General features: G+C 41.9%; 17 protein-coding genes. 6 read left to right on the top strand and 11 right to left on the bottom strand.

Translation table 11 applies throughout. The features are described 5' to 3' along the window. The first annotated feature begins 165 nt into the window (after nt 1-165). The 3 genes from PCRYO_RS02775 (at nt 166) to PCRYO_RS02765 (ending at nt 4,856) form a co-directional block, all read left to right on the top strand. Nucleotides 166-1,734, top strand: a complete 1,569-nt coding sequence (locus PCRYO_RS02775) for a YihY family inner membrane protein (RefSeq protein WP_041752973.1) — start codon at nt 166-168, stop codon at nt 1,732-1,734. A 190-nt stretch (nt 1,735-1,924) separates the two neighbouring features. Next, nucleotides 1,925-3,547, top strand: coding sequence for a DUF2254 domain-containing protein (locus tag PCRYO_RS02770; RefSeq protein ID WP_011512888.1), 1,623 nt, complete (start codon nt 1,925-1,927; stop codon nt 3,545-3,547). 34 nt (nt 3,548-3,581) lie between these two features. Next, a complete protein-coding gene (locus PCRYO_RS02765; protein ID WP_011512887.1) occupies nt 3,582-4,856 on the top strand; it encodes a cation:proton antiporter in 1,275 nt (424 codons plus the stop codon). Between the two features lie 92 nt (nt 4,857-4,948). Here PCRYO_RS02765 and PCRYO_RS02760 read toward each other — a convergent pair whose 3' ends face one another. From PCRYO_RS02760 to PCRYO_RS02750, 3 genes are all read right to left on the bottom strand, one after another. Next, nucleotides 4,949-5,512 carry a DUF2127 domain-containing protein gene (locus PCRYO_RS02760; protein ID WP_011512886.1) on the bottom strand — a complete coding sequence of 188 codons (564 nt, stop codon included), beginning with the start codon at nt 5,510-5,512 and terminating at the stop codon, nt 4,949-4,951. After that, a complete protein-coding gene (locus PCRYO_RS02755; protein WP_011512885.1) occupies nt 5,505-6,686 on the bottom strand; it encodes a dihydroorotase in 1,182 nt (393 codons plus the stop codon). The genes PCRYO_RS02760 and PCRYO_RS02755 overlap by 8 nt, the downstream gene beginning before the upstream one ends. Before the next feature lie 90 nt (nt 6,687-6,776). After that, nucleotides 6,777-7,850 (bottom strand): aspartate carbamoyltransferase catalytic subunit, encoded by a 1,074-nt coding sequence (locus tag PCRYO_RS02750; protein ID WP_011512884.1) that lies wholly within the window; start codon nt 7,848-7,850, stop codon nt 6,777-6,779. A gap of 404 nt (nt 7,851-8,254) precedes the next feature. Here PCRYO_RS02750 and PCRYO_RS02745 point away from each other — a divergent pair, with 404 nt between their 5' ends. Further along, nucleotides 8,255-9,238, top strand: a complete 984-nt coding sequence (locus PCRYO_RS02745) for a class 1 fructose-bisphosphatase (RefSeq protein WP_011512883.1) — start codon at nt 8,255-8,257, stop codon at nt 9,236-9,238. A gap of 98 nt (nt 9,239-9,336) precedes the next feature. Beyond that, complete coding sequence (locus tag PCRYO_RS02740; protein ID WP_011512882.1) at nt 9,337-10,131, top strand: TrmH family RNA methyltransferase; 795 nt, start codon at nt 9,337-9,339, stop codon at nt 10,129-10,131. A gap of 100 nt (nt 10,132-10,231) precedes the next feature. Here PCRYO_RS02740 and PCRYO_RS02735 read toward each other — a convergent pair whose 3' ends face one another. From PCRYO_RS02735 to PCRYO_RS02705, 7 genes are all read right to left on the bottom strand, one after another. Then, nucleotides 10,232-11,164 carry an electron transfer flavoprotein subunit alpha/FixB family protein gene (locus tag PCRYO_RS02735; protein ID WP_011512881.1) on the bottom strand — a complete coding sequence of 311 codons (933 nt, stop codon included), beginning with the start codon at nt 11,162-11,164 and terminating at the stop codon, nt 10,232-10,234. Between the two features lie 131 nt (nt 11,165-11,295). Next, on the bottom strand, nt 11,296-12,045 hold the full coding sequence (locus PCRYO_RS02730) for an electron transfer flavoprotein subunit beta/FixA family protein (RefSeq protein ID WP_011512880.1): 750 nt from the start codon (nt 12,043-12,045) through the stop codon (nt 11,296-11,298). 589 nt (nt 12,046-12,634) lie between these two features. Further along, entirely contained in the window at nt 12,635-12,847 is a 213-nt protein-coding gene (locus PCRYO_RS02725) for a cold-shock protein (protein ID WP_010196799.1), read from the bottom strand. Nucleotides 12,848-13,224: 377 nt separating this feature from the next. Then, nucleotides 13,225-13,650 carry a hypothetical protein gene (locus PCRYO_RS02720; RefSeq protein ID WP_011512879.1) on the bottom strand — a complete coding sequence of 142 codons (426 nt, stop codon included), beginning with the start codon at nt 13,648-13,650 and terminating at the stop codon, nt 13,225-13,227. A 271-nt stretch (nt 13,651-13,921) separates the two neighbouring features. Continuing rightward, a complete protein-coding gene (gene ilvC, locus PCRYO_RS02715; RefSeq protein WP_011512878.1) occupies nt 13,922-14,938 on the bottom strand; it encodes a ketol-acid reductoisomerase in 1,017 nt (338 codons plus the stop codon). Between the two features lie 152 nt (nt 14,939-15,090). Then, entirely contained in the window at nt 15,091-15,588 is a 498-nt protein-coding gene (gene ilvN / locus PCRYO_RS02710) for an acetolactate synthase small subunit (RefSeq protein WP_011512877.1), read from the bottom strand. Next, nucleotides 15,588-17,300 (bottom strand): acetolactate synthase 3 large subunit, encoded by a 1,713-nt coding sequence (locus PCRYO_RS02705; protein ID WP_011512876.1) that lies wholly within the window; start codon nt 17,298-17,300, stop codon nt 15,588-15,590. The genes ilvN and PCRYO_RS02705 overlap by 1 nt, the downstream gene beginning before the upstream one ends. An 889-nt stretch (nt 17,301-18,189) precedes the next feature. Here PCRYO_RS02705 and PCRYO_RS02700 point away from each other — a divergent pair. After that, a complete protein-coding gene (locus PCRYO_RS02700; RefSeq protein WP_011512875.1) occupies nt 18,190-18,678 on the top strand; it encodes a DUF4124 domain-containing protein in 489 nt (162 codons plus the stop codon). Nucleotides 18,679-18,726: 48 nt separating this feature from the next. Here the strand turns inward: PCRYO_RS02700 and PCRYO_RS02695 are convergent, their stop codons facing one another. Continuing rightward, the gene (locus PCRYO_RS02695) at nt 18,727-20,487 is read right to left on the bottom strand and encodes an NAD(P)H-hydrate dehydratase (protein WP_011512874.1); all 1,761 of its coding nucleotides are present in this window, start codon (nt 20,485-20,487) and stop codon (nt 18,727-18,729) included. Nucleotides 20,488-20,629: the final 142 nt, after the last annotated feature.

Raw genomic sequence — 20,629 nt, 5'->3', positions numbered from 1 at the left:
GCTACTTGGCAGCATACTTAACCTAGCAGCCAAGCAAATCATCTGCAGTACTTTACTTAACTACTCAATACAATCTAGTGCATATTGACACAATTAACGCGCAGATTCAGACAGACCATGTTTGCTACACTATCCGCACTCTATTATCCTTGCTAGATGGTCGTTATGGAAAATCTATTAAAAAAAATACCTTTTTTACACCAACGTTGGTTTCAGTTCTTGCGTTTTTTGACGCGGCACTTTTTTGAGGATAATTGTCAGCAAAAAGCTGCATCATTAACCTATACGACTTTGTTGTCGATTGTGCCTATATTAACCGTACTGCTGATGATTTTGTCTTCAGTACCAGCACTTGCTTCAGTTAGGGCGCAGATTTATGAAGTCATTTATAGCAACTTGCTGCCACAATCGAGCTTGCAAGTCAGTAAATATATCAATAACTTCGCTGAAAAATCATCAAACCTCACCATCATTGGGGCGATGTTCTTACTTTTTACTACCATCATGACTTTGACCACCATTGAGCGCGCTTTCAACCAAATATGGCGCGTAGAAGATCGTTCTGGCGGCATGAGAAGTATGTTGCGCTATTGGACCATCGTCACGTTGGGACCCTTAGTATTAGGTACGGCATTCATCGCCTCAAGTGCTGTCCAAAGCCTGAGTTTGTTAAATAGACAAATTGGCGGCTATGGTATTGATTGGTCGTTTTGGGTACAGATAGTATCGATTGCAGTTACGATCGCTGGTTTTATCAGTATGTATTGGTTTATTCCAAAAGCACGAGTACCAGCAAAAAATGCTGCGATTGCAGGTGTCTTTGTAGCGATTGTCTTTGAGCTGATGAAGCATCTATTTGGTACAGTGATGGCGAACTTTACGAGCTATGAAGCGATCTATGGCGCATTTGCTGCGTTGCCGATTTTCTTATTATGGATATATCTGTCATGGAATTTGATTTTATTAGGGGTTGAGATCAGCTATACCCTAACGATATTTGAGACAAAAGAGGTTTATCCGCGCCATCCATTTTTAAGCTTGCTTGATATGTTAAATCTTGTTTATACCCATCACTTAAAAGGCGAAGCGGTGAGCGAACAAGCGCTACGCAATGTCCTCGGACGTAAAGAGCTGCCAAAATGGTATACCTATATCAATTATCTGCAAGACAGCAACTTGATTACCATGACAGAAGATGAGCACTATGTACTCAAAAGAGATTTGAGCAAAATGACCTTGTGGGATTTTTATCGTACCCTGCCTTATCCATTGCCTATCAAAGATGAACTTGATGAGATGAGCCTAGAAGACCAAAAACCTTGGCTTAGCTTATTGGTTAATCGCTTTGAAAATACCGAAGCCTATGCCAAAGCACAATTGAATGTGCCGCTCGGTGCTATTTTTGCCCATAGTGAACCACGTAAGAAAACCTCTGATGACAAATCGACTAACCATAAAAACGAAAAGCTTCAAAAAGAGAAAAATGAGTTTTTTAGGAAATCTAGCGCGGCTACCTCCAGTCATTTATTACAAGAGCCTCTAGATAGTAAGGATGACATGCCGAAGTTTGAACCAGTCGCTTATGATAAGGATAGCGACATAGAGCGTGACGAGCACAATCGTGAAATTCTTATTCCACAAGACAGCATTGACGATAAAAATCAAATAAACGCTAATTTTTCTAATGCTAAACGCGATATTATTACTGAAGCCGATAACCCAAGATCGATTTGAGTGTTTAAATAACAAGACCTCTCTATAAAAAACAAGTTCCAAATGGAGCTTATTTTTTATCCTGTTTTTAATGGATTATTTGCAGTGAATCAGGTAATTTGTTTTTAAGAGCTTTTGTTGTCAGCAGTCATGTTCTATATAACTGCTGGCAACAAAAGAAATACTACGATCATTTTTGGAGCTGCTCACGTTGACTAAACATGCTGAAGACAACTTATTTAACCGTCTATCAACGTCAAGTCTCAAAAGACTGCGGCAGTTTTTTCAGTTATGGTCGCTAAAAACGCTTACCAATTTACCCGATCGCCTAACGAATTTATGGCAACAGCTGATTGGCTCTTACTGGTTTATACCGACTGCCTGTGTGCTGGTAGGCATCTTGCTCGCTCCTATCCTTGTGACGATCGATGAGCATTTTGATCGCGACATGGTCAGAGAAATTACCTTTGCCTTCACTGGCGATGATGACGCAGCGCGCGCTATTATGACTACCATTGCTGGTGCAGTACTTGGCGTGGCAGGCACGACTTTCTCGATTACCATTGCTGTATTATCGATGGCATCTTCACAATTTGGACCCCGATTACTACGCAATTTTTTGACCGATACGCCCAATCAGTTCGTTTTGGGCGCGTTCATCGGTACGTTTAGCTATAGTTTGCTGGTGTTAAAAGCCATTCATAAATACGATGTTGGTTTTGGTGTGCCGCAATTGTCGGTGACTTTTGCCATTATTATGGCGATTATTTGTGCCCTTCTACTGGTCTATTTTGTACAGCATATGGTACATGCCATTCAGGCATCGCATGTGATTGAAGGTGCCAGCAATGAGGCAATTAAAAACATTCATTATTGGTACAGCGACCGCTGCGATATCGAGCACCAACGTAATATCGAGCATCATGATATCGAACAATTTCATCACTGGTCTGCGACGCCTATTTATCCACCGTACTCGGGCTATTTGCAGCAGATTTATTTTGAATCGCTCATTACCCTATCGCAAGATTATGGCGGCGTGGTAGAAATAAATAGCAGTCTCGGTCACTTTGTCACCGATAAAAATGTGATTGGCTATTTTTATCAGCGTCCGGCAGACCATCCAACTAACCTACAAAAAACAAAAACGCCGCATTTGGCGCTTGTGCCACGTTCGCCTGATGGGCTGTTTTGGCAACGTTTTGCTGGTTGTATACGTCTTGAACAGCGCTTGACGCAATCTAATGATATTGCCTATAGCTTAGGGCAAATGACTGAAATTGCTGTCCGCGCATTGTCACCAGGTATCAATGACCCAAAAACAGCGGTTAACTGTGTTCAATCGCTGACCAGCTGTCTGAGCATTATGATGCGCTGTCAACCGCCGACGCCGTATCATTTTTATAAACCGTTAGATGAGACAGATACACCAGATACTATCAGCCATCAGCCGTCAGCCATCCTTGCCGTTGTTACACGTATCCCTAAAATATCAGATTTTATTGATAGCTCACTTGGTGAGATACGGCGTTATGCGGCAGCAGATTTGATGGTATTAAAGGCGCTATGTCAGGCAATGATTGACTTGAATTATGCTAGGGTTAATGAGGCGCAGCAGCAAACTCTCATACATGAGATAAAATTGATTGAGCGTGCCGGCGCGGATAATTTAAATTACCATCAACTCGCTGATGATTTGACCGCAATGTGCCAACAAGCAGAGAAATTTATTATGAGTGAAAACGCCCAGCAACACTATTTTCATTATGTTAGTGATTTTGATGCCCATATTCGTCAGGCACTACAAGCCCAATCGAAACAAGTCAGAGCATAGTTGACACCTTTTATTACCCACTTGAGACTTTTTTATGGACCCTACGAGCAGCCTGACCATACTCGAAATTAGCGCGATATTTTTATCTATCACTGCCCTATTAACTTACGTTAACCATCGATTTATTGGCCTACCAACAACTATCGGTGTAATGGTTATCTCGATATTATTGTCGATCGGGGCGATATTTTTAGGATTTTTAGGGTTTGATCAGCTTATTGATTATGAAGTCAGTCTATTAGGCCAGCTTGATTTCACTGAAGTCTTACTTGATGGCATGCTGTCTATGCTGTTATTTGCTGCCGCTTTGCACGTCAATATTGGTGATCTAAAACGTTATAAGCTGCCTATTGGCATTCTAGCTTTCATAGGTACTTTAGTATCAGCACTGCTGATTGCAGGTGCTCTATATCTAATGTTGCCGCTGTTTGGTTTCGAGCTGTCTTTTTTATGGTGCTTACTATTTGGCGCTTTGATATCTCCAACCGACCCTATTGCAGTGATGGGTATTTTAGACTCTGCTGGCGCCCCAAAAAGCATAGAAACGGTCATCGCGGGCGAATCGCTATTTAACGATGGTATCGGCGTCGTCATCTTTGTACTGCTGCTCGGTATTTTATCGAGTGGTGATATCCCAACCGCCAATTATGTGGTGCACACCTTGGCAGTCGAGGCTGGTGGCGGTATTATTTTTGGCTTAGTACTTGGCGCGATTTTATATTACATGCTCAAAAGCATCGATAGCTATCAAGAAGAGGTTCTATTGACCCTTGCTGGTGTCATAGGCGGCTATGCGCTGGCCAGTCATTGGCATTTATCGGGACCACTAGCAATGGTAATGATGGGGCTGATGCTTGGTAATCGCGGACGAGCACTAGCGATGAGTGATAAGACGCGCCATTATGTTGATTTGTTTTGGGAATTGATCGATGAGATTTTGAACGCAATTTTATTTGTATTAATCGGTCTTGAAGTGGTGATGATTGCTTATTCAGCCAATTTATTTATCGCTGGCGCTTTAACGATTGTGATTGCCTTACTTGCTCGATTTATTGTGGTCGGCATGACCACCAAAACCTTTCATCGACAACTTGACTTGCCAGCAGGGGCTTGGAAGGTGCTAACATGGGGTGGACTACGAGGTGGTATTTCAGTTGCTTTAGTATTGCAACTCCCAACAGGATCTGAACGCGATATACTATTGGCCCTAACTTATGCAGTCGTTATATTCTCTATACTGGTACAAGGGTTAAGTGTAGGCAAGGTCGCCAAAAGCATTCGTACTGATGAAAAAACAGCCAATATATAAATCTTAGATTACGTTATTTATAAAAAAGCCAGTTTAAGATAAATATCTTAAGCTGGCTTTTTAAATTGTCATTTGAAATTAAGGAAACCTGATTAGATTAAACCCTTTCGTTTCATATTACGATAAACCACAATCACAATAATAATATTCGACACCAATATGGTAAGTTTGAACCAATCAAACGGACTCACAATCAGATAGTAGAGTTCAATAGGAATAAATATTCCATAACCCAGTACCCCAAACCAGTAAGCCCATGTTTTATCTTGCCATAAGCCATATGCCTCGACAAAACGCAAACTGGCATAAGCAAAAATCAATAATAAGAATACCGACCAGTTTTTGCTTGCCATCTGTGCAATACGTACCGCACTGTCAACTTGCGGCGCTAATAACTGACCAAATACTTGTTGCCAAGAAGCCGTCGCCGTAATGAGCCAATGCTCAAGGTCGGTATGCCACGACCATAAAGCCAATGCACCTAGTAGTGCGCCAATACCCTTTACGACTTCATAGATTGCTACTGCTTTGATAGATTCGCTTGACGTCGTGCGAGGCTCATTGTGTCTTGGGTCTGAAGACGGATGGTTATCTTTTGATGAATTGCCCTCTGACGAAGACTCTAGACTATCATCCTGCCTAGGCAAATTAGCCAAAGAAAGTCTCCACAACACGCCCTTGCAGTGTTTGGTTAAAGAATGGCGTATTTTTGCCGTTTGATAACATGGATTCGCTAGTCACCTGCCATTCAAGATTGGGATCGACCAGTACTGCGCCCCCGATAGTCTCATATTGCTCGCTGATACCCGCAATTTTTGCAGGATTTAAGCAGATTTTATCGACCAGCTGCTCAAGTGTTAACACCTCATCTTTTACCAGCTGGCACGCCAGCGCCATAAAGGTATCAAAATTTGAGATACCGGGCGTACTTTCAGCAAATGGGGCTTTTTTCGCGGTACTGTTTAACGGCTCATGATGACTGCAAATTGCATCAATTGTGCCATCTTTTAGACCACGGCGAATCGCTTGCTGATCGGTATTACTACGCAAAGGGGGTAATACATATGCTTGAGCGTTAAAGCCTTCCAGATTATCATCGGTTAAATACAACTGATGCATTGCCACGTCACAAGTAACTGGTAAACCTTTATCTTTCGCCCAGCGCATCAGCTCAATTGACGACTTACAAGATAATTGGCTAAAGTGAGCAGCTATGCCCGTTTCTTCCACCATAAGTAACTGCGTTGATAAAGCGACGGTTTCTGCAATCCAAGGAATACCCTGCAGACCATGATAAGAAGCGATATAGCCTTCATGTGCAACGCCATCACCAGATAGACTAGGCTCATCAGGATAAAAGAATACCTTCATGCCAAACGTCGCCGCATACTCAAGTGTACGTAAGAGCACTAAGTCGTTTTGAAAGGGTCTGCGAGCATTGGAGACGGCAATACAGCCGCCTTTTTTAAGTCCTGCAATATTAGACGGACGTTCACCCTCCAAGCCAGCAGTCAACGCACCCAAAATATGTAAATAGATGCCGCCATCATCGAGTGCACGCTCACGCAAGCCTTTTAAGAGCGAGCCATTTTCTAAAATAGGATTGGTATCAGGGGGAATCACCACATGCAAAAAACCATTGGCACGGGCCGCACGCCCTTCTGACTCTAATGTACCATGCTGCTGTTGACCCGGCTCACGTAAGCGGGCGCACAAATCAACCAGCGGTGGTAATATCCATGTCTCGCGCTCGCTCGTCAGCTTTGCTAACTGAGCAGTGGCGATTTGTGACAGTGATTCTTTAAATACTTTTGGAAGTAAGTCGTGCATATGAACATCTGAATTCGTAATGTGAACCATGAGCGTTATTACCGTATCAATGAAATGGGATAAATAAGAATAAAACAGGCGAGCTAAATATTAATGACCAGCCGCTTGATGCGCGCGCTGACCTTCCATCGCCAGTGACAGTACCGCCATACGAATAGCAATGCCGTTATTAACCTGTTTTAAAATCACAGATTGCGCACCATCGGCAACGCTTGAGGCAATCTCAACACCGCGGTTCATCGGTCCTGGGTGCATAACTAGAGCATCAGGCTTCGCCAGTGCCACGCGCTCAGGAGTAATACCATAGTGCTTATAGTATTCACTCGATGAGGCGAGGAGCGGTGAGCCAATACGCTCATTTTGAATTCTCAAGCCCATAATGACATCACAGTCCGTCACGCATTCATTCATATTCTCATATACTTGCACACCAAAACGCTCAATCCCTTTTGGTAATAACGTACGAGGTGCGCAGACGCGAATGTCTTTTACACCCAATGTTTGTAGCGCACTGATGTCAGAGCGTGCTACTCGCGAGTGTTTGATATCGCCAACGATTGCAACCGACAGCTCTTCAAAAGGACGCGGCGCCTCACGGTGAATAGTCAGCATATCAAGCATGCCTTGCGTTGGATGCGCATGCCAACCATCACCACCATTGATAATGGCAATATCTGGCGTCACTTCAGTCGCCATAAAATGTGCCGCACCTGATGCTGAATGACGTACCACAAAGATATCTGCCGTCATCGCTTGCAGATTCCATAACGTATCGCGTAAGCTTTCGCCTTTTTTGGTGCTAGAGCGTTCGATATCGATATTTAATACATTAGCGCCTAAACGTTTTTCTGCTACTTCAAACGTGGTACGTGTGCGCGTCGATGGCTCAAAAAACAGATTCATCACCGTATAGCCTTCAAGCTCAGGACGGTTAATCAGCTGTCCCTTATCATCAAAAAATGACTCAGCTTTAGCGATAATCGCCTGCAGCTGGGCTTTATTAAGACCTTCGATACCTAAAAAATGACGAATACTACCATCAGTATTGAGCTGCGGACGACTCAATGACGCATCAAGTTTTTCATGAATCGTATCAGGATCAAATCTTGCGTAGTCTGTCGGCGAGACGGTAGGTAGTGATTGGCTATCGATAGAATTTGACATAAGGACACGTCTTCATTAAGGGTTTGTATGATTTTATAATAAGTTATCATTCGTTTTTTTAACGGTTTTGGCTCGATAATACGGCAGACATGCATACAGACAAGGACATTTTGCTGCTTATTTGCTACAATTTACCGCAATGATATAAGCAATATTAAAATAGATGTGGCTCTCATTTTAGAGAATAGCAGCACATCATTTGGCAACCGTATCAAAAGACAGCCTCTTAAACCATAATTGAATAATAATAGTGTTAGTGTAGCTGATTTTCAGGTCAGGACAAAGACGCCTTAGTCAGTATTTAACAATATCTCTCATATCAATATAACGTAATCAATTCTTAAACACGCATTCCATACTTAGCTTGTACCACTCTTTATCAGAATTATTCATTAGGAAACACTATGACAACCTTAGCACAGTATTTGAACACTAAAGCCACCACTCCTGCCCTCAATGACGTTATCACTACCGTTACTGACGTCGGCAAGACCATCTCACAGCTCTTAAGAAAAGGCGCTTTGGCAGACATCCTTGGTGAAGCGGGTAATCAAAATGTGCAAGGTGAAGACCAGAAGAAGTTAGATGTCTTAGCCAATGACTTATTGTTAGATGCATTGGCACAAAACAGCCATTGTGCTGGTGTTGCTTCAGAAGAGCTTGACGACGCCACTCCTGCCAATGTTGATGGCAGTTTATTGGTATTGTTTGACCCACTCGATGGCTCGTCTAATATCGACATCAATATGGCTGTCGGTACTATATTCTCTATTTTACCGTACCAGCGTCAAGGTCAAGTTAGTGAAAATAGCGACTTTTTACAAGCGGGTAATCAGCAGCTAGCAGCCGGTTACTTACTATATGGCACCTCTACCGTTCTCACGCTGACCATCACAGATAATGTAGTCATGTTTAGCCTAGATCCAGATACCAATGACTATGTATTGATAGAAGAAAATGTCACAATCGATGCCGATACTAGCGAATATGCTATCAATGCCTCAAACTACCGTTATTGGCGCGCGCCAATGCAGCAATATATCGATGAGCTTATCGCTGGCGAGACAGGCGTACGTGGTCGCGATTTTAATACGCGCTGGGTTGCCGCCATGGTTGGTGATGTTCATCGCATTCTATGCCGCGGTGGTTTATTCACATATCCATTTGATACCAAATACGCCAATAAAGCAGGCAAATTACGTCTCATGTATGAAGCCAATCCCATGAGTTTATTAATTGAACGTGCTAGCGGCGGGGCAACGGATGCAGTCAATCGCATTTTAGATATAGAGCCGATTGACATTCATCAACGCGTGCCTGTAGTACTTGGCAGTAAAAATGAAGTCGACTATATTAAAGAGTTGCATTTAAACCATACTGATAAATAAGACATACAAGCACATTTTGACAGCACCTATAAAGCCATATCAATAATCATTTTATAGGCGCTGTCTATATTTTATACTTTTTCTCTAAGCGATCTATTATGGTAGCAAATCCCACCGAGCTGATTACCTCAGATAAGAATACAACGGTCAAGCTAGTAAAAGCGTTATTGACGCAAGCTCGCCAACGTAACAAACATGGACAAACTGTCATTGAAGGTATTCATCTTATTGATGCTGCCCTTCGTAGCGATTATCCATTTGTGCAAATATTGCTAGCAGAGTCCGCACACCATCATCCAGAGGTGCAGCAAGTTCTCACCCGCCTGCCCACTTATACGCCTATCTTAACCTTATCGGATGCGCTTTATGAAAGTATTCGTAGCTTAGGTACTGGGATTGACATTATGGCAGTGATTAAGATGCCAACCCCTAGCCTATCTATGATTCATGATGACTGCTTGATTCTCAATGACGTTCAAGATAGTGGTAATGTCGGCACATTACTGCGCACGGCAGCAGCTGTTGGAATCAAAAACATACTTTGCACCAGCGCTACTGCGCAAGCTTGGTCACCAAAAACATTACGGGCAGGAATGGGTGCCCAGTTTGCCCTAAATATATATGAGGGATTAAGTGTACAAGAGGTTTTAGACCATGTGCAAACCCCTCTATTTGCCACCAGCTCGCACACTGATACCGTCATCTATCAGCATGATTTAAAAAAACCAATCGCTTGGATTATGGGACATGAAGGTCAAGGGGTTTGTAACGAGCTGATGCAGTGCGCAACCCCTATCGCTCTACCACAGCCCAATGGGCAAGAAAGCCTCAATGTTGCGATTGCAGGCTCACTATGTTTGTATGAGACATTACGTCAAAGAAGTTATAACTAATATCATTTAACTGAATCAGCAAGACGATTTTTAAGTTGAATACAAAAAAACCCGCAATCAATGATAGCGGGTTTTTTATTTTACTTTCACTAACAAGTACTTAGATTTTACTGGTCAGTTCAGGTAAGGCTGCAAATAAATCAGCTTCTAAGAAGTAATCGGCAACGCTAGCGATAGGTGATTCTGGGTCATTATTGATAGCAACGATGACTTTAGAATCTTTCATACCCGCTAAATGCTGAATAGCGCCTGAAATACCAGCTGCGATATATAAGTCTGGTGCAACGATTTTACCTGTTTGACCAACCTGCATATCGTTTGGTACATAGCCTGCGTCGACAGCGGCACGTGATGCACCAACAGCAGCGCCAAGTTTATCAGCCAATGGCTCGATATATTTAGTGAAGTTTTCACCATTTGCTAGGGCACGACCACCAGAAACCACGATGCTGGCTGACGTCAATTCAGGACGGTCAGACTTAGCCATCTCTTCATTAACAAAGCTTGATTTGCCAAGCTCTTGCACATTGTCAAGAGTTTCAACAGCGGCTGAACCACCTTCACTTGCTACTGGATCAAAAGCAGTGGTACGTACGGTTAATACCACTTTATCTTCTGTCGTCTTAACCGTTGCAGTCGCGTTACCAGCATAGATAGGACGCTCAAACGTTTGTGCATCTACCACAGCAGAGATTTCTGATAACATGCTGACATCAAGTAATGCGGCAACGCGTGGTAAGAAATTTTTACCAGTGGTTGTAGCAGGTGCAAGAATATGACTGTACTCACCAGCAATATCAGCGACCAATAGCGCTAAGTTACCTGCTAATTGATGCTCATAAGCTGCGTTGTCTGCTAGTAATACTTTGCTAACGCCTGCTGCTTTTGCTGCTTCGTCAGCTGCTGCTTGCGCACCACTACCAGCGATCAATACATGAATATCACCGCCAATTTGCTGAGCAGCAGCGATCGTATTCAAAGTTGCCTTTTTTAGACTGGCATTGTCGTGTTCTGCATATACCAAAATTGCCATTGTTTTTGTCCTTTATTTATTCGTATCATCTATTCATGAGGTTGTTGGTACACAAAGCCCTATTATGTCCAAGTTCAATAAAACTTATTTAGGACGTCATGGCTTTGCAGTAGATAGGCACTAGCAAAGTATTAAATGACTTTTGCTTCGTTTCTTAGCTTATCGACCAACTCATCAACTGAACCCACTTTGATACCAGCTTTACGCTCAGCAGGTGGTACAACTTTAATGATTTCTTGCTTAGATGCCATATCAACACCAAAATCAGCAGGTGTTTTTTCATCAAGCTGCTTTTTCTTCGCTTTCATGATGTTAGGCAATTTTGCATAACGTGGCTCATTCAAACGTAAATCAGTGGTAATAACCGCTGGCAAATCAAGCGCAACCGTTTGCAAACCACCATCGATTTCACGCGTTACATTAACTTTATCGCCTTCAACCTTTACTTCTGATGCAAATGTACCCTGACCGATACCCATCAATGCCGCTAGCATTTGACCCGTTTGGTTATTATCATCATCAATCGCTTGCTTACCTAGTAGAATAATATCGGTAGCTTCAGATTCAGCGATATTTTTCAAGATTTTAGCGATTTGTAGAGGATAAGGTTTTGCATCAGTTACTACCAAGATGCCACGATCAGCACCCAGTGCTAAAGCGGCACGAATCTGCTCTTGTGACTCTTTTGGACCAATTGAGGCAACGATGATTTCATCAATCACACCCGCTTCTTTAAGACGAACCGCTTCTTCTACTGCAATTTCATCAAAAGGGTTGATTGACATTTTAGTGTTAGATAAATCTACGCCAGAATTATCAGCTTTTACACGAACTTTTACGTTGTAATCAATGACACGCTTGACCGCTACTAATGCTTTCATACGTTCCTCGTTTATTAATGTTATGAATTAAAATTGCCAGTTAAGAACCAAAGGTTCATTTCTTTAAAATCGTCGTTCGAAATAGTACTCAAGGTTGATTGCTGCGTCAGCATCTATAATGTAATAAAAAATATCAGACCATAAACAATATACTGGCATCACACTCTCTATCTATAAAATCTGCCAAAGCTAAGCCAACCGTTATTATCAGACCTATGTATCTTGCGTGAGCTCAGCCCTAAGGTCAAGACAACGCCGTGAATAATGCGTCATAAATTTGTCACCATTCTACAATAAACAGTTTATAAGCGCCTATTCACACCATTTTCTTATCATTATTCTTATTATTTTCTGATTTCTACAAGCTATCTAAGTCATTTATAACCGTTAATACAAACCAATACCATCTCATTATCATAAGAATTAAATCAAAAAAAGATCATAAAAAAAGCAACCTGATCAGAGGTTGCTCTTTTTTAAAGTCTAAACAGTATTTTTATTGTTTTAACAAACAAAGGCATCAATGCATATTGATAATCTTACTGTCATTAAGCGCGCTGAAGAACAGCTTACTCAATGTCAAATGAGATTAGATAGCTTCGATTTGCTCAGCTTGTGGGCCTTTCTTGCCATCACCTAAGATGAAAGACACTTTTTGGCCTTCGGCTAGAGTTTTGAAACCACCGCCTTGGATAGCGCTGTAGTGAGCGAATACGTCTTGTCCGCCGTTGTCTTGCGCGATAAAACCAAAACCTTTAGCTTCATTAAACCACTTTACAGTGCCTTCAACTTTATCTGACATAAATTTTCCTAACTCTTTAACTGTTGGCGAGACTTGTGTCATCACCGATTAATTGATATATACCTAAGTTTTTCTTGCAGAATGCGTGGGTAAAATCATTGAAACCTCTAATAGAGATCTTAATATTTTTACCCGAAATCCTTTGAGTACAAGCTGATTATAACAGCTTTTTTTAAGCGCAACAGCTTAAATTGATGATTTTTGTAACCTATTCAAGTCAATTTTAAATAATTATTACTATTAACTACTTGAGACTTAATACGTTGATATAAAATGCTTTTTTACCACTTACATTTCGAGATTTACAAAGGACTTAGATATCGCTTTCGACAAATCGCAGTGATAGGAATTATATTTGCTACTTTATTAAAAGCAAACTATACAGCAATCGGCAACCACGGTGAGCTCAATACCAATAAACATAGCGCAAAAAATATCAGCGAAAATGACTGACTATAAGCGATATATTTAGCAGGTATGACCAAGTCTTTCGGAGAGTCAGGAATGCCTTTACGCTTCAATAAACGTGCACCATAGATCCAGCCAAAGGTCGTATAAAGACCGTAAGCCGCTGGTACAGCAACGGCTAGTGGTGTCAAATCAATCGTATATAGCATCACTACTGAGATGAAAAACCATGAGGTATCTAGAATTGAGCTGATTTGAAAGAACTTAGAGTTAGGTAGTTTGCCGCCGGTTTTTTTGAGCATTTCCCCTTCGATCCAAATCAAAACGGCAACGATAGCGCTCAGAGTAATGTATATGAATTGCGGTGTTAGCCAATCAGGATAAGATATTTGCACAACAAACAACCTGTAATCTATAGAATAAAAGAATCCTTGGCATTTATATTGCAAGAATAAAAATAGCGATACCTATTTAACCGAGTAAGCCGTTAATAGATATGATAATGCTTGCCTATATTAGGCAGCGAAGTCAGATTTTCAACCAGTACAGACTGGCGATGATAAAAATACTTTATAAAACATCGCCTACTAAAAATAAAAAGCCCATGCTATCACTGATAACATGGGCTTTTTTAGACTAATTTTTTTACTAATGCTCAATAGCAAATTAGTTTTTGTCTTTATCGATGATTTTATTGCCACCGATCCAAGGCATCATACCACGTAGCTTAGCGCCTGTGATTTCGATTTGATGCTCTGCATTGTTACGACGACGAGCAGTCATTGATGGATAATTGGTCGCACCTTCACTGATGAACATTTTTGCGTATTCGCCAGATTGAATGCGTTTTAACGCATTACGCATGGCTTCACGTGATTGCTCATTGATCACTTCAGGACCAGTCACATATTCGCCATATTCAGCGTTGTTACTGATTGAGTAGTTCATGTCAGCGATACCGCCTTCATACATCAAGTCGACAATAAGCTTTAGCTCATGTAAGCACTCAAAGTAAGCCATTTCTGGTGCATAGCCCGCTTCAGTTAAGGTCTCAAAACCCATTTTTACTAGCTCTACTGCGCCACCACAAAGAACCGCTTGCTCACCAAATAGGTCAGTTTCAGTTTCATCTTTAAAGGTCGTTTCGATAATACCTGAACGTCCACCACCAACACCAGCAGCATAAGATAGTGCTAATTGCTTGGCTTGACCTGACGCATCTTGATAGATAGCGATAAGATCTGGGATACCACCGCCTTTAGCAAACTCTGAACGAACGGTATGACCTGGTGCTTTTGGTGCCACCATGATGACGTCAAGATCGCTACGTGGTATAACTTGGTTATAATGAATCGCAAAACCATGAGCAAAGGCTAGTGTTGCGCCCTGCTTGATGTTTGGCTCAATCACATCGTTATAAAGCTCTTTTTGGAACTCATCAGGCGTCAAAATCATGATGATGTCAGCCGCTTTTACCGCCTCTTCTACTTCAGCAACTTTTAAGCCAGCATTTTCTGCTTTCTTCCATGAGCCAGAGTTAGCACGTAGACCAACCGTCACATCGACGTTTGAATCTTGTAGGTTAAGCGCGTGCGCATGACCTTGTGAACCATAACCAATAATGGCGACTTTTTTACCTTGGACGATTGATAGATCACAATCTTTATCATAATAAACGTTCATAAACAGAGTCCTTTTCCTAAATCATGGCGTACCATGGATAAATAAACACTTAAATTATAGTCACCTTATCGAAGTGATTGGTGAGATAAGCGCTATGTTGATGTTGAATAAATAAGTTTGAAATACTATATTTTGAAGATCATAAACGCTGATTATAGGCTTAGCGTTTTATCACCACGAGCAATACCAATGACGCCTGAACGTACTACTTCCATGATACGTTCGCGACCAATAACATCAATAAAACCATCGAGCTTAGCTTTATCACCGACGATTTGAATCGTATATAAGTTGGCATTGACGTCAACGATCTGTGCACGAAAAATATCGGCACTGCGTTTGATCTCTTCACGTACGCCACCCGTCGCGCGTACTTTGATTAGCATCAACTCACGTTCGACGTGTACGGTATCTGAGAGATTAAGCACTTTAACCACTTCGATCAATTTATGCAATTGCTTGGTAATTTGTTCTATTTTTTCAGGTGATGTGATTGTCGTTACTGTCAGACGTGAAATACTTGGATCATCAGTAGGCGCGACGTTTAGCGTTTCGATATTGTAGCCACGTTGTGAGAACAAGCCGACTAAACGCGACAACGAACCCGCTTCGTTTTCCATCAATACCGAAATCAGATGTTGTTGTTGCATTAGGTACGCTCCCCTTTTGTTAACCACATATCACGCATCGTTTGCCCAGCGATTTGCATCGGATATACATGCTCATTACGATCGACGTAAACATCGATAAATACCAACCTGTCTTTTATTGCCATGGCTTCAGCCAATTGTGCTTCCATGGTCGCAGGGTCAGTAATCTTGATACCGACGTGACCATAGCTTTCAGCAAGCTTGACAAAGTCTGGTAAAGAATTCATGTAAGAATGTGCGTGACGACCTTCATATAGCATGTCTTGCCACTGTTTTACCATACCCAACTGTGCATTATTCAAGTTTAGGATTTTAACTGGCAAATCATACTGCAAACAAGTAGACAGTTCTTGGATATTCATCTGAATAGAGCCTTCGCCGGTAATACAAACCACATCACGCTCAGGATTAGCAAGTTTGGCTGCCATCGCATATGGCAAGCCAACGCCCATAGTACCAAGACCACCTGAGTTCAGCCATTGACGTGGCTCATTATAGGTATAGTAAAGCGCGGCAAACATCTGATGTTGACCAACGTCACTCGTGATAATCGCATTACTATTAGTCACTTTATCTAAAGCTTGAACGACCGCTTGTGGCTTAATACCATTATCGGTACTGGTGTCATAGCGCAAACCATGACGCTTGCGCCACTCATTAATCTGTGACCACCAATCCAATAACGCCGGTTGGTCTAACTCTTTATCTTCGCCAATAATGTCTATCATGTCAGTAAGCACTGATTTCACATCGCCAACGATAGGAATATGAGCAAAGATCGTTTTTGAGATAGACGTTGGGTCAATATCAATATGAATAATCGTCGCATTTGGACAGAATTTTTTGACGTTATTGGTCACGCGATCATCAAAGCGTGCCCCAACTGCCAATATAACGTCAGAATGATGCATGGTCATATTGGCTTCATAAGTGCCATGCATACCAAGCATACCCAAGAACTGCTCATCAGAGCCAGGAAAAGCACCCAAACCCATTAAGGTATTGGTGACTGGTAGGTTTAAACGATGGGCAAGCGCCGTTAATTCTTTATAGGCATTACCTAAAACTACACCGCCACCAGAGTAGATAATCGGGCGCTTAGCCGCAAGTAAGGTTTCAACCGCCTTTTTGATTTGACCACTATGACCTTTTAATGACGGCTGATATGAGCGTATAAATACCTCTTTTGGATATTCATAAGCAAATTTTTCGCTAGGCGCAGTCATGTCTTTTGGCACATCGATGACAACAGGACCCGGACGTCCAGACTGGGCAATATAAAAGGCTTTTTTGACAATCATTGGGATTTCGCTAGCATGGCGCACTTGAAAGCTATGCTTCACGATTGGGCGTGACACACCAATCATATCGGTTTCTTGGAAAGCATCTTCACCGATCAGACTACTAGGCACCTGACCTGCGATGATCACCATCGGTACAGAATCCATAAAAGCAGTGGCAATAGCTGTCACTGTATTGGTCGCACCAGGACCTGAAGTCGCTAGCACCACACCCGTGTTGCCAGTTACTCTTGAATAAGCATCTGCCATGTGACCTGCGGCTTGTTCATGACGTACCAGAATATGCTCAACATTGTCTTGTTGAAATAAGGCGTCATAGATATGAAGGACCGCACCGCCTGGATAACCAAAAATGTATTTGACGCCCTCATCCGTTAGTGCTTGCACCAACATCTCAGCACCAGATAGCATTACAGGCTCATTGCTTCCTTCGGCAAGGCGTTGCTGCTTTTCAGGGAAATTCTTGGCAGCATGACCCGTTTGGGTATGTCCAGTCATATTCGGACTTTGCGTGGTTTGCGTCACTGTCGTCACCTTTTTTTGTGGCAAGAATATGTGCCCGCTACGTCTAAGTTACGCTGTGTTATAAGACAGCATACTACTCAAACATAGCAATATATTTAAGGTCAGCTTTGCGACAGGGTTTTATCGATATACAGTGACAAGATGCGAGTGCATCTATAAAAGAAGCTTATTATTTGTAGTGCATACAAGATTGCGCTAATGACAAATAGACGGATACAGAATGATAGAACAAATCTCAAAGCTTATATTTTATAGCTTATATCATGTTATATGATTACGAAATCTTATAACCTGTTTGATGAGGAGATGTTAAAAACACACATGACATTCTATTTTTACAACAGCAAAATCTTATGAGACACAGTAATAATAAGTTTATCTTAGTCATTGTAGACAGATAAGTCCGGAGACAATAAATATAGATTTGAATAGCATTATTACAAGCGCTATTTATTTTATATCATTGTCACAAAGATAATAAGGCTAAGCAAGCTACCGATAAGCAACCCGTAGTCCTTATTTTCAAGTGCCACGGCAATATCATAAAAGCCGCTCACTGACCAATCAACTGCTATTATATTCGATGGTTTGTGAGCTATTGTCAAGAAAAACTTCTAAACCCTATCCCCAACTATTGGTTATTAAACAATGTACATTCATAAGTATTATTTGCTAGAATCAAGCCATTATGTATTTATATTGTTATCGATTCTATTAACCCTTATGCTTAACTGAACGATAGCTGTATTTTTTACCCATTAAGAGGGCTGTTACTATGGCACAAGCGTCTACGATAAGCACGGCTACCAAACTACTTATCAGTGTCAGCACTGCGTGTATGTTCATGCTACCAATGAGCGCCACTCATGCCATTCAGGTATACAAATCTATTGGCGCACATGGTGAAGTCAAGTACAGCCAATATGCGCCGCAAAATGGTAGGAATATCGAAGTTATCGAGTTTCGTAGTGACGGTAGACAGAGCAATGCTGGACAGCTGGCAGGTAAAACCGAAGCCAATCAAAGTGCGCCGCAAAGCGCAGAAGAACAGCGCGTTGCCCAATTAGAAGCACGCATCAAAGAGCAAGAAGCCCAAGCCAATGCCCAGCGTTGTCAATCGTTACGCAATAATTTAACCAATCTAAATGTGGGCGGACGTATTTATGAGATGGATGCCAATGGCAAACGCCAATATCTAGATGGTCGTGAGATTGAGCTTAAGCGTGAACGTGTTCAACAAGCCATTACCCAGTATTGTGGCTAATCTTCAATTTGGTGTTTAAACACATTTAGCTGAGGTGACATTAAATCGTTAAAGGCTATCTGTTATGAGATGCATCACATGACGGATAGCTGCTGGCATATCTTGAGCTTGCAGACCTCGCTGCCCCACCAATAATAAATTATCATCGTTATTTCTCGTCTGGTTGACTAGAACATCGCCTGCTAATCCATGGATAATGACTGCTTGGTGCAAACTGCGTAGTTCATGTTTTAAATCATCCTGTGCCCATAGCCCAGTAATGACACCTGCAAGTACATCACCCATACCAGCGGTCGCCATGCCAGCATTGCCCACACCGCATACATAAACATGCGCTTGCGCTGATTGCTGCTCCAGAATTAACGACCCTGCTCCCTTTAACACCCAATCACCGCCATAAATTGCTGCACCCTCTGTTATTGCAGCCAATCTATCATTTTCTATCTCATCTACCTTTTTATTTAATAATCTAGCAGCTTCCCCACTATGTGGCGTTAAACACACTTGATAAGTTTTACTATGTGTTTTTAGCTCGGCTATAAGCATATGGTTTTCCCGATGCAATGAAGCCAAATGATAAAGACCATCGGCATCAATGATTATAGGCTTACCTTCGGCTACCGCAGCCTGCAGATATTCAGTAAATAGCAATTTTGCTTTTTCATCACGCCCCAGGCCCATACCAATAGCAATCACACTGGCTTCTTTAATTAGGCGTTTTACTCCTTGGGTATCATGCAAATCCATGCTCATTGCATCTGGTAGCGAGGTTAATAACGCCCCATGGTAAGCCTTATGACAGGCAACTGTTATTTTACCACTGCCCGTCGCCATCGCGCTCGATGCCGATAATATGGCTGCTCCGCCCATGCCTTGTGAGTTATCAATATGATTGCCGCCAATGATTAATACATGCCCATAGCTGCCTTTATGACTGTTTTGTCTGCGTGGCTTTAATCGATTAGGCGAATTAATAAGGGTAGCGATAGGAATAAGCGCGTTATCATTTGCTAGATGGGGTATCAGCGGTATATCAATCACGGCGCCGCTATAATCGAGCCCGTCTTTGGTATGCAGACCAAATTTACGTGCGATCAGACATAAGGTCACATCTGCGGCTATCGCAACACGCTCAAATACCTGACCAGTAGAGGCAACCAAGCCACTTGGGATATCAACCGCGATGACCAATGCTTTAACATGCTCTGCTGCTTCGTTGAAAGCGCAAATTGCTTGCTGATAAATAGCGCTCGCTGCACGATTGAATCCAATACCAAATATCGCATCGATATAAACATCCGCCGGCAAAGCGCTCATGCTTCTATCATCGATATTTTCAAAGCATCGATATTTACAATCAGCAGATAGTGCCAGCTGTAACGCCTTTGTCGCATCAGCAATTGGGTTTTTATTATCTTCATTAGAACTTTCTATATTATCTTTTATAACAAAATCTTGTTTCTCAAAGCCAACCGTAATGACTTGTACTTGCCAGCCTCTCTGCTGTAAATAATACGCAACAAGCCACCCATCGCCACCATTATTACCTTTTCCGACCCAAACACTGACACGGCACGGACGATTAACAGGACGAGAGGCAATGCCCTGCTTTGCTAATTGCTCATTCAAACATTTTTCTTCATAAAGTATCTCAATATGCTTCACCATTTGCCAAGCCGCTTGTTGCATTAGAGCAAAGCTGTTATTGCCTTGTGCAAACCATGCTTGTTCTATCACATAGAGCTGCTTGCTGCTATATAGACCGACCGGCATGGTAGTTTTCAATGACAATTCATTTGACGTTGGCATGACTAACCCTCGATTATTATTATAAGATTTGGCTAAGCTTCTGACTTATTATCAGTACAAACCAAAATTGATGTATGTATTTGCTGCTATTGACTTTAAGGTCAATTAATTAGGTTTAATCCATATAAATCTATATTTATAC

Origin of the sequence: Psychrobacter cryohalolentis K5, assembly GCF_000013905.1 — a bacterium.
In the GTDB taxonomy this organism is placed as follows: Bacteria; Pseudomonadota; Gammaproteobacteria; order Pseudomonadales; family Moraxellaceae; genus Psychrobacter; species Psychrobacter cryohalolentis.
The sequence above is the reverse complement of the archived record's forward strand: the minus strand, read 5'-3'. Positions and strand labels throughout refer to the sequence as shown.

Bases quoted from the DNA above. Each gene is read 5' to 3' on its own strand.
- PCRYO_RS02765 (WP_011512887.1), top strand. From the start codon at position 3,582: ATGGACCCTACGAGCAGCCTGACCATACTCGAAATTAGCGCGATATTT.
- PCRYO_RS02735 (WP_011512881.1), bottom strand. From the start codon at position 11,164: ATGGCAATTTTGGTATATGCAGAACACGACAATGCCAGTCTAAAAAAG.
- PCRYO_RS02705 (WP_011512876.1), bottom strand. From the start codon at position 17,300: ATGCTATCTGGTGCTGAGATGTTGGTGCAAGCACTAACGGATGAGGGC.
- PCRYO_RS02775 (WP_041752973.1), top strand. From the start codon at position 166: ATGGAAAATCTATTAAAAAAAATACCTTTTTTACACCAACGTTGGTTT.
- PCRYO_RS02730 (WP_011512880.1), bottom strand. From the start codon at position 12,045: ATGAAAGCATTAGTAGCGGTCAAGCGTGTCATTGATTACAACGTAAAA.
- PCRYO_RS02700 (WP_011512875.1), top strand. From the start codon at position 18,190: ATGGCACAAGCGTCTACGATAAGCACGGCTACCAAACTACTTATCAGT.
- PCRYO_RS02695 (WP_011512874.1), bottom strand. From the start codon at position 20,487: ATGCCAACGTCAAATGAATTGTCATTGAAAACTACCATGCCGGTCGGT.
- PCRYO_RS02725 (WP_010196799.1), bottom strand. From the start codon at position 12,847: ATGTCAGATAAAGTTGAAGGCACTGTAAAGTGGTTTAATGAAGCTAAA.
- ilvC (WP_011512878.1), bottom strand. From the start codon at position 14,938: ATGAACGTTTATTATGATAAAGATTGTGATCTATCAATCGTCCAAGGT.
- PCRYO_RS02740 (WP_011512882.1), top strand. From the start codon at position 9,337: ATGGTAGCAAATCCCACCGAGCTGATTACCTCAGATAAGAATACAACG.
- PCRYO_RS02750 (WP_011512884.1), bottom strand. From the start codon at position 7,850: ATGTCAAATTCTATCGATAGCCAATCACTACCTACCGTCTCGCCGACA.
- ilvN (WP_011512877.1), bottom strand. From the start codon at position 15,588: ATGCAACAACAACATCTGATTTCGGTATTGATGGAAAACGAAGCGGGT.
- PCRYO_RS02745 (WP_011512883.1), top strand. From the start codon at position 8,255: ATGACAACCTTAGCACAGTATTTGAACACTAAAGCCACCACTCCTGCC.
- PCRYO_RS02755 (WP_011512885.1), bottom strand. From the start codon at position 6,686: ATGCACGACTTACTTCCAAAAGTATTTAAAGAATCACTGTCACAAATC.